Annotated in this window: 13 protein-coding genes; 9 read left to right on the forward strand and 4 right to left on the reverse strand. The window is 73.4% G+C overall.

Features of this window, described 5'->3' with window-relative positions:
- The 3 genes from CR470_RS27805 to CR470_RS27815 all read left to right on the forward strand — a co-directional run.
- Positions 1-376: DUF3017 domain-containing protein (locus CR470_RS27805; protein ID WP_143663883.1), on the forward strand; the 376-nt coding region annotated here is incomplete at its 5' end.
- 511 nt (positions 377-887) lie between these two features.
- On the forward strand, positions 888-1937 hold the full coding sequence (locus tag CR470_RS27810) for a helix-turn-helix domain-containing protein (protein ID WP_097870261.1): 1050 nt from the start codon (positions 888-890) through the stop codon (positions 1935-1937).
- Positions 1938-2190: 253 nt separating this feature from the next.
- A complete protein-coding gene (locus tag CR470_RS27815) occupies positions 2191-3180 on the forward strand; it encodes a malate dehydrogenase (RefSeq protein ID WP_097870262.1) in 990 nt (329 codons plus the stop codon).
- Between the two features lie 78 nt (positions 3181-3258).
- On the opposite strand, the gene CR470_RS27820 is transcribed toward CR470_RS27815, so the two are convergent.
- Positions 3259-3774 carry a carboxymuconolactone decarboxylase family protein gene (locus CR470_RS27820; RefSeq protein WP_097870263.1) on the reverse strand — a complete coding sequence of 172 codons (516 nt, stop codon included), beginning with the start codon at positions 3772-3774 and terminating at the stop codon, positions 3259-3261.
- 47 nt (positions 3775-3821) lie between these two features.
- Between CR470_RS27820 and pdxR the strand changes: the two genes are divergently transcribed.
- The 3 genes from pdxR (at position 3822) to CR470_RS27835 (ending at position 6829) form a co-directional block, all read left to right on the forward strand.
- Positions 3822-5225, forward strand: coding sequence for a MocR-like pyridoxine biosynthesis transcription factor PdxR (gene pdxR / locus CR470_RS27825; RefSeq protein ID WP_097870264.1), 1404 nt, complete (start codon positions 3822-3824; stop codon positions 5223-5225).
- Positions 5226-5330: 105 nt separating this feature from the next.
- Positions 5331-5636, forward strand: coding sequence for a hypothetical protein (locus tag CR470_RS27830; protein WP_097870269.1), 306 nt, complete (start codon positions 5331-5333; stop codon positions 5634-5636).
- A 5-nt stretch (positions 5637-5641) separates the two neighbouring features.
- Positions 5642-6829, forward strand: coding sequence for a glutathionylspermidine synthase family protein (locus CR470_RS27835; RefSeq protein WP_097870265.1), 1188 nt, complete (start codon positions 5642-5644; stop codon positions 6827-6829).
- 72 nt (positions 6830-6901) lie between these two features.
- On the opposite strand, the gene rocD is transcribed toward CR470_RS27835, so the two are convergent.
- The gene (gene rocD, locus CR470_RS27840; RefSeq protein WP_097870266.1) at positions 6902-8107 is read right to left on the reverse strand and encodes an ornithine--oxo-acid transaminase; all 1206 of its coding nucleotides are present in this window, start codon (positions 8105-8107) and stop codon (positions 6902-6904) included.
- Between the two features lie 303 nt (positions 8108-8410).
- On the opposite strand from rocD, the gene trpS reads away from it, so the two are divergent.
- The gene (gene trpS, locus CR470_RS27845) at positions 8411-9403 is read left to right on the forward strand and encodes a tryptophan--tRNA ligase (RefSeq protein WP_097870270.1); all 993 of its coding nucleotides are present in this window, start codon (positions 8411-8413) and stop codon (positions 9401-9403) included.
- A 124-nt stretch (positions 9404-9527) separates the two neighbouring features.
- Complete coding sequence (locus tag CR470_RS27850; RefSeq protein WP_097870271.1) at positions 9528-10127, forward strand: 2'-5' RNA ligase family protein; 600 nt, start codon at positions 9528-9530, stop codon at positions 10125-10127.
- Between the two features lie 19 nt (positions 10128-10146).
- Here CR470_RS27850 and CR470_RS27855 read toward each other — a convergent pair whose 3' ends face one another.
- Both CR470_RS27855 and CR470_RS27860 read right to left on the reverse strand, forming a co-directional pair.
- Positions 10147-10902 carry a decaprenylphospho-beta-D-erythro-pentofuranosid-2-ulose 2-reductase gene (locus CR470_RS27855; RefSeq protein ID WP_097870267.1) on the reverse strand — a complete coding sequence of 252 codons (756 nt, stop codon included), beginning with the start codon at positions 10900-10902 and terminating at the stop codon, positions 10147-10149.
- Between the two features lie 39 nt (positions 10903-10941).
- Entirely contained in the window at positions 10942-12306 is a 1365-nt protein-coding gene (locus tag CR470_RS27860; protein WP_097870268.1) for an FAD-binding protein, read from the reverse strand.
- A 172-nt stretch (positions 12307-12478) separates the two neighbouring features.
- Between CR470_RS27860 and CR470_RS27865 the strand changes: the two genes are divergently transcribed.
- Positions 12479-13453 carry a YihY/virulence factor BrkB family protein gene (locus tag CR470_RS27865; protein WP_097870272.1) on the forward strand — a complete coding sequence of 325 codons (975 nt, stop codon included), beginning with the start codon at positions 12479-12481 and terminating at the stop codon, positions 13451-13453.
- Positions 13454-13570: the final 117 nt, after the last annotated feature.

Below are 13570 nucleotides of genomic sequence, written 5' to 3' on the forward strand. Positions count from 1 at the left end.
ATTCACCCGGGACACCGCCCGGCCCGAGGGCGGCGGCAGGGCGGCGTCCGGCGACGCGCCCGCCCCGGCCCGGCAGTGGCCGCTGCTCACCGTGCTCTGCGCGGCGGGCCTCGGCCTGCTGATCGTGGTGCTCGACCCGTTCGACCAGGCGTTCCGCATCGGCACGATCCTGATCGGCGGCGCACTGATCGCCGGTGCCGTGCTGCGCTGGGTGGTGCCATCGGTCGGGATGCTGGCGGTACGTTCCCGCTTCACCGACCTGGTCACGTACGGGCTGATGGGCACGCTGATCGTGCTGCTCGCGCTGGTCGCACAGCCCGCACCGTGGCTCGACGTCCCGATCCTGGAGGACGCGGTCCGCTTCACGATCCGCTAGCCCCTGGCGGACGGGCTCGTCCCGATCAGGTCCGTGGTGCCCGTCCCTACCCCCGAGGAGGGACGGACACCACGACGGAACGGGACAACCGGGCAACAGCCCCGGTATGCGGCGGGATGAGCGGCCTTGCCCCGTCCGGACTCCAGCGTCACGGACATGGGTGACCGGAACAAGCGATCACTGTGGCCTGTGGCACGGAAGTGACCATTCCGGCACGGTGTGATCGCCGCGCAACGATGGCAGACTGGCACGGCGCACCGAGCGGCACGGAGCAGACGGAGCGGTGGCCGGCGCGGTGTTCGGGGCGCGTGAGGACACGCACCTCGTCCGGAACGCTCCCGTGCGCCTCCTCGTCAGGAACCGACACCCTGGCTCCACGCATCCTCGTGGGTGGTCCGGCTGACGTCCTCGCCGGACGGACAGCGGACGGGCCCGGGAACGCGGGGACCGGGGGACCGGCCGCGGCGGGGCACAGCAAGTACGTCCGGGGGACATGAGGGGGGAACACGCGATGTCTCGTTGGCAGGCACTGCCCGAAGAGCTCGACCCGCGGATCAGGGAGTTCGCCGGCCGGCTGCGCGGGCTCGTCGACCGCAGCGGGCTGGACCTCGACGCGGTGGCCGACCGCACGGGCTACAGCAAGACGTCCTGGGAGGGGTACCTCAACGGGCGGCTGCTCGCCCCGCGCGGAGCCGTCGCGGCCCTCGCCGAGGTGACGGGCACCCCGCAGCACCACCTCACGGCCGACCGGGAGCTGGCGGAGCGGGCCTGGAGCCCGGCCTCCGCCGACGGCCGGCACGGCGCGTCCGGCCCCGACGCGCGGGTCCCCGCCCACGGGGCGTACGGCCAGGGACCGGGCGGCCACGCGACCGACGGCCACGGGCCCGGCAGTTACGGGACCGGGGCGTACGGGCCGGGCGGTCACGCGACCGAGGCTTACGGGCCCGGCGACCGTGACACGGCGCTCCCGCCGTCCGTGCCCCACCAGCGCGGCAGCGCACCGGAGGCTCCCGGGGCGCCGCAGGACGGCCGGCGGGCGGGCCGCAGCGCCGGGGGCAGGACCCCCGGATTCCGTAGCCAGGGCGCCATGCTCGCCGTCGGGGCCGTCGGCGCCCTGATCGTCGTGGTCGGCGCGGTGCTGCTCGCACCCGGCGACGACGACGCGGCCGAGGCCACCTCGCCCCCGTCGGCGGCCCCCACCGCGGCCGCCCCGGAGCTGCCCGTGGGCGTCGAGTGCAGCGGCGCGGACTGCGCCGGGCAGGACCCCGAGGCGATGGGATGCGGCGGCGAGTTCGCCCGTACGGTCGCAGGCGCCGTGGTCGGCGGCAGCAAGGTCGAGGTCCGCTACAGCGAGGTCTGCTCCGCCGCCTGGGCCCGGCTCACCGAGGCGGCCGTCGGCGACACCGTGCGGATCACCGCGGGCACCGGCGGGCAGGACGGCGAGGTCATGGGAAACACCGACGCGTACACCCCGATGGTCGCGGTGAAGAAGGCGTCCGACGCGAAGGCCTGCGCGACGCTCACCTCCGGTACGAAGGGGTGCACCGGCCCGGGCGGGTGACGACGGCGCCGGACGCCCCCGCCCGGGGCGTCCCCGCCGCCCACGCCGCCCCCCGTCGCCCATGCGTGCGGTGCGTGACCGGTTGTGTGCGGTGCCACAGGGGGGCGGGCGGCCCGGCCCGACCGGGTCCGATAGCCTGACCGCTGGATATCTCTTCACGTCAAGATTCGTCGGGGCGCGGAGGGTGTCCAGCACCAGGGTCCGGCACCAGGGGCCGGGACCCCCACCGCCAGCTGTCTAAACGGAGACCGCCATGACCCGCACTCCCGTGAATGTCACCGTCACCGGCGCGGCCGGCCAGATCGGCTACGCCCTGCTCTTCCGCATCGCCTCCGGCCACCTGCTCGGCCCGGACGTGCCGGTCAACCTGCGCCTCCTGGAGATCCCGCAGGGCCTCAAGGCCGCCGAGGGCACCGCGATGGAGCTCGACGACTGCGCCTTCCCGCTGCTGCGGGGCATCGAGATCACCGACGACCCGAACGTCGGCTTCGCCGGTGCGAACGTCGCCCTGCTCGTCGGCGCCCGCCCGCGCACCAAGGGCATGGAGCGCGGTGACCTGCTCGCCGCCAACGGCGGCATCTTCAAGCCGCAGGGCAAGGCCATCAACGACAACGCCGCGGACGACATCAAGGTCCTCGTCGTCGGCAACCCGGCCAACACCAACGCGCTCATCGCGCAGGCCGCCGCCCCGGACGTACCGGCCGAGCGCTTCACCGCGATGACCCGCCTGGACCACAACCGCGCGATCTCGCAGCTCGCCGCCAAGACCGGCGCCGCCGTCTCCGACATCAAGAAGCTGACGATCTGGGGCAACCACTCGGCCACCCAGTACCCGGACATCTTCCACGCGGAGATCGCCGGCAAGAACGCGGCCGAGGTCGTCAACGACGAGGTGTGGCTGGCCGACACCTTCATCCCGACCGTCGCCAAGCGCGGCGCCGCGATCATCGAGGCCCGTGGCGCGTCCTCGGCCGCCTCGGCCGCCAACGCCGCCATCGACCACGTGCACACCTGGGTCAACGGCACCGCCGCCGGCGACTGGACCTCGATGGGCATCCCGTCGGACGGCTCCTACGGTGTCCCCGAGGGCATCATCTCCTCGTTCCCGGTCACCACGAAGAACGGTGTCTACGAGATCGTCCAGGGCCTGGACATCAACGAGTTCTCCCGTACGCGCATCGACGCGTCGGTCAAGGAGCTCACCGAGGAGCGCGACGCGGTCCGCGAGCTGGGTCTCATCTGACCCGCACCCGAGGCACGTCGAGCGCCCCCGGCAGCAGCTGCCGGGGGCGCTCGCGCATGCTCTCCGCAGGGCCCTCGGTCAGCCCTTGTGGTCGCCCGGCGTGTAGTGGCCGGGCCCCAGGCGGCCGACGACACCGAAGCGGTTCCAGGAGTTGATCACGGTGATCGAGGCGATCAACTGGGCCAGTTCGGTCTCCTCGAAGTGCTTCTCGGCCTCCGCGTACACCTCGTCCGGGACGAAGCCGTCGGTCAGGACGGTGACCGCCTCGGTCAGGGCGAGCGCCGCCAGCTCCTTCGCGGTGTAGAAGTGCCGCGACTCCCTCCAGGCGCTGAGCTGGACGATCCGCTCGACGGACTCGCCCGCCGCCAGCGCGTCCTTGCTGTGCATGTCCAGGCAGAACGCGCAGTGGTTGAGCTGCGAGGCCCGGATCTTCACCAGCTCGACCAGGACGGGGTCCAGGCCTTCGCGGGCGGCGATGTCGAGCCGGACCATCGCCTTGTAGACGTCGGGGAGGAGCCGGGAGACGGAGATCCGGGGCGGGTGCTCCGGGGCGAGGTCGGCCGGGGCGTGCTGGTGTGCGTGCGTCGTGGTCATGAGGACGACGCTACGGCCCCGATGGCACCTCGGTATGGTCCATTGTCATGACGAATTCCTGGGCCACTTTCGGTGCGGACCTGCATCTGGAACCGGTCGGCCAGGGGCTGCGCGGCGGGCTGATGGCAGCGCTGCGGGAGGCGGTGCGCACCGGCCGGCTGACGCCCGGCACCCGGCTGCCGTCCTCCCGGGTGCTCGCCGCCGACCTGGGCGTCGCCCGCAACACCGTCGCCGACGCCTACGCCGAACTGGTCGCCGAGGGCTGGCTCACCGCCCGACAGGGCTCGGGGACCCGGGTCGCCCAGCGGTCGGCGCCGCGCCGGACGGACCCGGTGGCGGCCACCCCCTCCCGGCCGGCCCGGCCGGGGGCCGGGTACAACCTGAAGCCCGGCTCCCCGGACCTGTCCGCCTTTCCGCGCACGGCCTGGCTCCGGGCGGCCCGCAAGGCGCTCACCGCCGCGCCCGACGAGGCCTTCGGCTACGTCGACCCGCACGGCCGCGTCGAGCTGCGGACCGTGCTGGCCGAGTACCTGGCGCGGGCGCGCGGGGTCCACGCCGACCCGGAGCGCATTGTGATCTGCTCCGGCTTCGCGCACGGGCTGACGCTGCTGGGCCGGGTGCTGCGCCGACGCCGGGTCCGGGACGTCGCCGTCGAGTCGTACGGCCTCGACCTCCATACGAACCTCCTCACCGAAGCCGGGCTGCGCACCCGGTGCCTGCCCCTGGACGAGCACGGGTCCCGGACCGGCGAGCTGCCCGCGATGCGCGGCGCGGGCGCGGTCCTGCTGACTCCGGCGCACCAGTTCCCCACCGGCGTACCGCTGCACCCGGACCGGCGGGCCGCCGTCGTCGACTGGGCCCGGTCCACCGGCGGGCTGATCCTGGAGGACGACTACGACGGGGAGCTCCGGTACGACCGGCAGCCGGTGGGCGCGCTCCAGGGCCTCGACCCGGAGCGGGTCGTCCATCTCGGCACCGTCAGCAAGTCGCTGGCCCCGGGGCTGCGCCTCGGCTGGATGGTGCTGCCCCGGAGCCTGGTCGGGGAAGTGGTGGCGGTGAAGGGCGTGTCCGACTGGATGTGCGGCTCGCCCGACCAGCTGACGCTCGCGGAGTTCATCGCCTCGGGGGCGTACGACCGGCATGTGCGCTCCATGCGGCTGCGCTACCGCCGCCGCCGCGACGAACTCGTCGCGGCGCTCGCCGACCGCGCGCCGGGCATCGAGGTCAGCGGCATCGCGGCGGGGCTGCACGCGGTCCTCGGACTCCCGGCGGGCGCCGAGCGTTCGGTGATCCAGGCGGCGGCGTTCCAGGGCCTGGCACTGGAGGGCCTCGCGCGCTACCGCCACCCGGGCGCCCCGGCCGCCCGCGACGCCCTGGTGATCGGCTACGGCTCGCCGTCGGAGAGCGCCTGGGCGGGCACGCTCGACGCCCTGTGCCGGGTGCTGCCGTGAGGGCAAGGTTCCGAACAGGCCAGTGCTCCCACTAATCTGACAAGAGGTCCGGTGGCGGAAAAGGGGACGCCGGATGCGATCGCGTACCACGGGGGAGAACAGAACATGGCCATACGAAGGCTGAGGTCGAGCACGGTCGTGCTCGGCGGCATGGGGCTGCTCGCCCTGACGATCACGTCCTGCGGCTCGGAGCCGGACAAGCGCTGCGCCGACCGGACGACCCGCGAAACCCTGCCCAGTTACGAGTGCCGGGGCGGCAGCGGCGGCACGGGCGGTTCCGGCGGCGGCCGGGGCTCGTACTACTACGGCGGCAGCACCAGCAGCTACGACGGCAAGGTGCAGGGCGGCAGCTTCGACAAGTCCGCGGTCGACCGCGGCGGCTTCGGCTGCTCCGGCTCCGGCGGCGGCTGACCGCCGTGGAGCGCCGCACGATCGAGCCGCGCCCCGGCTGGCAGGAGACCGTCGAGTCGCAGGGCGTCGTCTACCCGCTCACCCGCTATCCGGACGACTCACTGCGTCCGTACTGGGACGAGAGCGCCTACTACGTCTTCTCGCTGCCCGAGGTCGAGGCGCTGGAGGAGACCGTCGAGGAACTGCACACGATGTGCCTGGCCGCCGCCGGGCACATCGTCGGGCGAGGCCGCTTCGCCGACCTCGGCATCACCGATTCCCGCCTGGCCGCGCTGGTCGCCGAGTCCTGGCGCCGACGCGCCGAACTGCCGTCCGTGTACGGGCGGTTCGACCTGCGCTATGACGGGAGCGGCCCGGCGAAGATGCTGGAGTACAACGCCGACACCCCGACCTCGCTGGTGGAGGCCGCGAGCGCGCAGTGGTTCTGGATGGAGGACCGGTTCCCCGGGGCCGACCAGTGGAACTCCCTGCACGAGAGGCTGGTCGACGCCTGGAAGCGGCAGGCGCCCCTGCTGCCGCCCGGGCCCCTGCACTTCGTCCACTCCGACGGCGACGAGCTGGGCGAGGACCTGATGACGGTCGCGTATCTGCGCGAGACCGCCCAGCAGGCCGGGCTCGACACCGAGGCGCTGTCCGTCGAGGAGATCGGCTGGGACCGGCTGTCGGGCCGGTTCGTCGACGACCGGCTGCGGTTCATCCGCAGCTGCTTCAAGCTCTACCCCTGGGAGTGGCTGGCCACGGACCGCTTCGGCCCGCAGGTGCTGGACACCCTCGACAACGGCGGCGGCAGCGGCACCACCTGCTGGATCGAACCCGCCTGGAAGATGCTCCTCTCCAACAAGGCGCTGCTCGCGATCCTCTGGGAGCTGTACCCCGGCCACCCGAACCTGCTCCCCGCGTATCTCGACGGGCCGCGCGAGCTGGCCGGGCCCGGCGGGGCCGGGTACGTGTCCAAGCCGCTGCTCGGCCGCGAGGGCGCCGGCGTCGAGCTGCACGGCCCCGGCTCCCCGCCCGTGTCGCGCGACGAGCCGTGCTGCTACCAGGAGGTGGCCCCGCTGCCCGACTTCGACGGCAACCGGGTGGTGCTCGGCGCGTGGGTCGTCGAGGACGAGGCGGCGGGGCTCGGCATCCGGGAGTCGGCGGGGCCGGTCACGGACGAGTACGCCCGCTTCCTGCCCCACGTCATCCTCTGAGGCCCAGGGGGGCAGGGCCGGGCAGGGGGGCGGCCCTCGTGTCCGGCCCCTGTCCGGCCCTCTGCCCGGGTCTCAGGCGCTCAGCACGGCCCGCAGCCGGTCCAGGCCCCAGTCCAGGTCCTCCTTGCTGATCACCAGCGGCGGGGCGATCCGGATCGTGGAGCCGTGGGTGTCCTTCACCAGCACCCCCAGCTCCATCAGCTTCTCGGAGATCTCCCGGCCGGTGCCCAGCGCCGGAGCGATGTCGACGCCCGCCCACAGACCCCGGCCGCGCACCGACTCCACCGCGCCGCCGCCCGTCAACAGGCCCAGCTCCCGGTGCAGATGGTCGCCCAGCTCGGCCGCCCGCTGCTGGTACTCGCCGGTCCGCAGCATCGCGATCACCTCCAGCGCCACCGCGCAGGCCAGCGGGTTCCCGCCGAACGTGGAGCCGTGCTCGCCGGGCCGGAACACGCCCAACACGGCCGCGGAGGAGACGACCGCGGAGACCGGCACCACCCCGCCGCCCAGCGCCTTGCCGAGCACGTACATGTCCGGCACCACACCCTCGTGGTCCAGCGCGAAGGTCCTCCCGGTCCGGCCCAGGCCCGACTGGATCTCGTCCGCGATGAACAGGACGTTCCGCTCGCGGGTCAGCTCCCGTACGCCGGGGAGATAGCCGGCCGGCGGCACCAGCACCCCGGCCTCGCCCTGGACCGGCTCGATCAGCACCGCCACGGTGTTCTCGGTCATCGCCTCCCGCATCGCGGTGAGGTCCCCGTACGGGACGATCTCGAAGCCGGGGGTGTACGGGCCGAAGTCGGCCCGGGCCTCCGGGTCGGTGGAGAAGCTGACGATCGTGGTCGTGCGGCCGTGGAAGTTGTCCGAGGCCACGATGATCTTCGCCATGCCGTCCGGCACGCCCTTGACCCGGTAGCCCCACTTGCGGGCGGTCTTCACCGCCGTCTCCACGGCCTCCGCCCCGGTGTTCATCGGCAGCACCGTCTCCATGCCGCACAGCGCCGCCAGCTCCGTACAGAAGTCGGCGAACCGGTCGTGGTGGAAGGCCCGGGACGTCAGGGTCACCCGGTCCAGCTGGGCCTTGGCCGCGTCGATGAGCCGACGGTTGCCGTGGCCGAAATTGAGTGCCGAGTACCCGGCGAGCAGATCGAGGTACCGGCGGCCCTCGACATCGGTCATCCAGGCGCCCTCCGCCGAGGCCACGACGACCGGCAACGGGTGGTAGTTGTGCGCGCTGTGCGCCTCGGCGGAGGCGATGGCAGTTTCCGTGGTCGACACGGGATCTCCGTTCGTCGTGCGGCGTGGGCGGGGGGTGGTGCCCACTTTGTATCGTCGGTCGGAACCCGCGCCGGGAAACCTCCATCACCCGGCGCGCCCGCCGTCGCACGCCGGGCGGCCGAAATGTGCGGTTCCTCTCAGGCGTGCGCTCCCGTGCTCCGGGCTGCCGCGGGTACGCGCCCTCTCTGCCCCGCACCGGCTGCCGGAGATCGCCCTCGTACCTGAGACAATGGGGCCATGGCCTCTGACCTCCCCACCGACCAGCCGCGGACGGGCCGCACCGGCGCGGCCGCCCGTCCGCGCGTGCTCTCCGGGATCCAGCCCACCGCAGGCTCGTTCCACCTCGGCAACTACCTGGGCGCGGTACGCCAGTGGGTGGCGCTGCAGGAGACCCACGACGCCTTCTACATGGTCGTGGACCTGCACGCGATCACGATCCCGCAGGACCCCGCCGAGCTGCGGGCCAACACCCGGCTCGCCGTGGCGCAGCTGCTGGCGGCCGGCGTGGATCCGGAGCGGTGCACGCTCTTCGTCCAGAGCCATGTGCCCGAGCACGCCCAGCTCGGCTGGGTGATGAACTGCCTCACCGGCTTCGGCGAGGCCTCCCGGATGACGCAGTTCAAGGACAAGTACGCCAAGCAGGGCACCGACCGGGCCACCGTCGGCCTCTTCACCTACCCCGTGCTCCAGGTCGCGGACATCCTGCTCTACCAGGCGAACCAGGTCCCGGTGGGCGAGGACCAGCGCCAGCACATCGAGCTGACCCGCGACCTCGCCGAGCGGTTCAACGGCCGGTACGGACAGACGTTCACCGTCCCCGCGCCGTACATCCTCAAGGAGACGGCGAAGATCTTCGACCTCCAGGACCCGGCGGTCAAGATGAGCAAGTCGGCCTCCACGCCGAAGGGCCTCATCAACCTGCTCGACGACCCGAAGGCCACGGCGAAGAAGGTGAAGAGCGCGGTCACCGACACCGACACGGTGATCCGCTTCGACGCCGAGAAGAAGCCCGGCGTCAGCAACCTGCTCACGATTCTCTCCACCCTCTCCGGCAGCCCCGTCGAAGCCCTGGAACGGGCGTACGAGGGCAAGGGCTACGGTGCGCTGAAGACCGATCTGGCCGAGGCCATGGTGGAATTCGTCACTCCTTTCCGGGCCCGCACCCAGCAGTATCTGGACGACCCGGAGACGCTGGATGCCATCCTTGCCAAGGGGGCGGAGAAGGCCAGGGCCGTCGCCGCGGAGACTCTGGCACAGACGTACGACCGGATGGGCTTCCTGCCCGCGAAGCACTGAGTCCAAGGACCCTGGCGAGATCATGGCCGCAGGGGTCACACTGGCGGCGACGGAACGCGTGGGCCGGACACCCGGCCCACGCGGCATGACCGGAAATCGACCATCGACGATGGAGGAGAACGACGTGGGGACCGTAACGCTCGGCGTTTCGATCGCGGTCCCGGAGCCCTACGGCAGCCTGCTCCAGGACCGCCGCGCGAGCTTCGGGGACCCTGCCGCCTTCGGCATTCCCACCCACGTCACCCTGCTCCCGCCGACCGAGGCGCAGTCGGCCGACCTCCCGGCGATCGAGGCGCACCTCGACAGGATCGCCACGGCCGGCCGCCCCTTCCCGATGCGGCTGTCCGGCACGGGCACCTTCCGCCCGCTGTCGCCGGTCGTCTTCGTCCAGGTCGCGGCGGGCGCCTCGGCCTGCTCCTGGCTCCAGAAGCGGGTACGGGACGCCTCCGGCCCCCTGGTGCGCGAGCTCCAGTTCCCGTACCACCCGCACGTCACCGTGGCCCACGGCATCGCCGAGGAGGCCATGGACCGGGCCTACGAGGAGCTCGCGGACTACGAGGCCGCCTGGACCTGCGGATCCTTCGCGCTGTACGAGCAGGGCCCGGACGCCGTCTGGCGCAAGATCAGGGACTTCCCGTTCGGCGGGGGCGGCGGGGCGCCCGTGGTCCCCGCCCAGGGCGGCTGCACGGTCGACGCGCCGTCGGCGCCGTCGCTGCGGCCCTGAGCACCCGAGGCCGTAGGGCCTAGACCGGCAGCCGGCGGAACAGCGGGCGCGGGACGTGCCGCAGCGCCGCCATCACCACCCGGAGCGAACCGGGCACCCACACGGTCTCCGAACGCCGCCGCAGCCCCGTGACGATCGCCTCCGCGACCTCCTCCGGACCGGTCGCGAACGGCTGCTCCGGCCGCCCCGCCGTGGCCCTGGTCCGGACGAAGCCGGGGCGGACGACCATCACCTGCACCCCGGTCCCCTGGAGCGCGTCGCCGAGCCCCTGCGCGAACGCGTCGAGGCCCGCCTTGCTGGAGCCGTAGATGAAGTCCGCGCGCCGGGCGCGCTCCCCGGCCACCGAGGACAGCACCACCAGCGAACCGTGCCCCTGCGCCTGCAGTGCGCCGGCGCACACCAGCCCGGCGGAGACCGCCCCCGTGTAGTTGGTCTGGGCGACCCGGACCGCGGCCATCGGCTCCTCCTCGTCCCGGGCCTGATCGCCGAGGACTCCGAACGCCATCAGCACCACGTCGACGTCGCCCTCCGCGAAGACCTTGCCGAGGACGACCTCGTGGGAGGCGGAGTCCAGCGCGTCGAAGTCGACGGTCCGCACCTCCGCCCCCCGGCCGCGCAGCTCGGCGGCGGCCGACTCCAGGGCCGGCGAGGGGCGCCCGGCCAGCCAGACCCGACGGGTGCGCAGGGCGACCAGCCGGCGCGCCGTGGCCAGGGCGATCTCGGAGGTGCCGCCGAGGACGAGCAGGGACTGGGGGGCGCCGAAGGCATCCTTCACGGAAAACTCCTGGTCGGTTGAGGTGGAGGGGAGAGAGGCCTACAGCCCGAGGCGGCGCGACAGGTCGGAGCGGAACGCCTCCGTCGGGTCCAGTCGCGCCCGCAGCTCCCGGAAGTCCGCCAGCCCCGGGTACATCGCGGCCGCCGTCTCCGGGCGCATCCGGGAGTCCTTCGCCAGGCAGACCCGGCCACCGGCGGCGGCCACCTCCTCGTCGACGTCGTCCAGGAAGCGGGCCAGGCCGGGCAGGGCCGCGGGCAGATCCAGGGCCAGGGACCAGCCGGGCGCGGCGAACGACAGCGGGCCGGGGTCCGCCGCCCCGAACCGCTGGAGCACGGCCCGCACGGCGGGGCTCCGGCGCGCCGCGATTCGCCGTACGACCCGGTGCAGGGTCTCCTCCTGGCCGTACCCGAGGGCGAACCGGTACCGCACCAGGCCGCCCCGGCCGTACAGCAGGTTCGCCTCCGGGAAGGCGTCCGGGGCGTGGAAGAACGCGGGGACCGGCCGGAGCTCACCGGTCCGCGCACGGGGTGCGCCGCGGTAGCGCACCTCGTTGTACAGGGCGGCCGAGGCCGGGCCGAGCAGCCCGCCCGGCACCGGCGGGAAGCCGGCGAGCCGGAACCGTCCCCGGGTCCCTCCGGAGCGCGAGGAGAGCAGAGTGCGCCCCGCGTGCGCCGGGCTCATGTCAGGGGTCGCATGCTCCCCCCGGGTGAGGATCCCGCGTCCGGTCGCCCGGCCCCGGGCCATCAGGTCGATCCAGGCGGAGGCGTACGGCAGCCGGTCGCCGCCCGCGGTGAAGCGGGCCAGCAGATCGTCCAGGTCCCCGGCGCGCTCGGTGGAGACGGACATCAGCCCGGTCGCCACGCGCCGGAGGCGCAGGGTGGCGCCCAGGATCACCCCGGTCAGCCCCAGGCCCCCGGCGGTCGCGTCGAAGAGGGCGGTGCCGGGCAGCACCGTACGCACCTCGCCGTCGGCGGTGAGCAGTTCCAGGGCGCTCACGTGCCGGGCGAACGAGCCCGAGCGGCGGTGGTCGAGGCCGGTCAGATCGGAGCCGATCGCCCCGCCGACCGTCACCCTGCCGGTCCCGGGCACGACCGGCGGGAGCCAGCCCAGCGGCAGCAGGACCCGCAACAGCCGCTCCAGGCTCACCCCGGCATCGCAGCGCACCACACCAGCGGCGGTGTCGACACCGCCGACCCGGGCCAGGCCCGTCAGGTCGAGCACCGAGCCGCCCGCGTTCTGCGCCGCGTCGCCGGGCGACCGCCCCAGCCCGCGCGCGATGACACCCCGGGGCCCGCGCCCCCGGACGACGGCGGCCGCCTCCTCGTGGGTACGGGGGCGAAACCGCACGGCGGTCGTCGGGGCGGTGCGGCCCCAGCCGGTCAAGGACACCGTGTCGACGGACATGAGGGTGACCGTATCGTCCGGGAAATCCCCTTCGCGGCATTGGTGAATTCGCTCACCGGAACGGGTGATGGAGTGAGTGTCAGCGAAGCGTGACGGAGTTCCGCCGGACGGGTCCGGGAGAGTCCGGGGCGGGCCGTCGATGTTCCGGGCCCAGGAGGGTACGCGTGAGGTCATGGACTGGCTGAAGAAACTCCCGGTGATCGGGCCCCTGGTCGCCCGGCTGATGGAGACGCACCTGTGGCGTTCGTACGAGCGGCTGGACCGGGTCCACTGGGCCAGGCTCGCGGCGGCGATCACCTTCATCAGCTTCCTGGCCCTCTTCCCGCTGATCGCGGTCGGCGCTGCCGTCGCCGCCGCCCTGCTCAGCGACAAGCAGCTCGACACCATCAAGGAGAAGCTCGCCGACCAGGTGCCCGGCATCTCCGACCAGCTGGGCATCGACGGGCTGGTCGCCAACGCGGGCACGGTCGGCCTGGTGGCCGGTGCGCTGCTGCTGTTCACCGGTGTCGGCTGGGTCGGCTCGATGCGGGAGTGCCTGCGCGCGGTCTGGGAGCTGGACGACGTCCAGGAGGCCAACCCCGTCGTCGCCAAGGTGAAGGACGCGGTGCTGCTGGTCGGCCTCGGCGGCGCGGCGCTCGCCACCCTGGCGGTCTCCACCATCGGCTCGACGGCGGTCGGCTGGACAGCCGACCTGATCGGCATCCCCGAGGACGGGGCCGGCGGCATCCTGCTGCGGGTGGCCGCCCTGGCGGTCGCGGTCGTCGCCGGCTTCCTGCTGCTGCTCTATCTGCTGACGCTGCTGCCCGGGGTGGAGCCGCCCCGGCGGCGGCTGGTGGTCGCGGCCCTGCTCGGGGCGGTCGGCTTCGAACTGCTCAAGCTGCTGCTCGGCAGCTACATGCGGGAGGTCGCGGGCAAGAGCATGTACGGCGCGTTCGGCGTGCCGATCGCGCTGCTCCTGTGGATCAACTTCACCGCGAAGCTGCTGCTGTTCTGCGCCGCCTGGACGGCGACCGGCAGCAAGGACGAGGAGGCCGGCGAGGAGGCCGGCGAGGAGGCCGGCCAGGGCCCCGGCGTGGACGGCCCCGGCGAGGACGGTCCCGGCCCGGGTGGAGCCGCCGCGGAGTCCGGCGGCTCCACCCGGGTCTAGGACTTGTCGGTCGGGGCTGTCGGGGCGGCCGAGGCGGTCGGCTCGGCCGGCTCGGCGGGTTCGGTCGGGCCGGCCGTCGGCGGGGTGCGGCGGGCCAGGCCGGTCAGCGGCCAGCGA

This window comes from Streptomyces sp. rh34, assembly GCF_002551245.1.
Classification (GTDB): domain Bacteria; phylum Actinomycetota; class Actinomycetes; order Streptomycetales; family Streptomycetaceae; genus Streptomyces.

Excerpts from the sequence above, each read along its gene's own strand:
- pdxR (WP_097870264.1), top strand. The coding sequence starts at position 3,822 with ATGACGAATTCCTGGGCCACTTTCGGTGCGGACCTGCATCTGGAACCG.
- CR470_RS27810 (WP_097870261.1), top strand. The coding sequence starts at position 888 with ATGTCTCGTTGGCAGGCACTGCCCGAAGAGCTCGACCCGCGGATCAGG.
- CR470_RS27815 (WP_097870262.1), top strand. The coding sequence starts at position 2,191 with ATGACCCGCACTCCCGTGAATGTCACCGTCACCGGCGCGGCCGGCCAG.
- CR470_RS27820 (WP_097870263.1), bottom strand. The coding sequence starts at position 3,774 with ATGACCACGACGCACGCACACCAGCACGCCCCGGCCGACCTCGCCCCG.
- CR470_RS27830 (WP_097870269.1), top strand. The coding sequence starts at position 5,331 with ATGGCCATACGAAGGCTGAGGTCGAGCACGGTCGTGCTCGGCGGCATG.
- CR470_RS27865 (WP_097870272.1), top strand. The coding sequence starts at position 12,479 with ATGGACTGGCTGAAGAAACTCCCGGTGATCGGGCCCCTGGTCGCCCGG.
- CR470_RS27860 (WP_097870268.1), bottom strand. The coding sequence starts at position 12,306 with ATGTCCGTCGACACGGTGTCCTTGACCGGCTGGGGCCGCACCGCCCCG.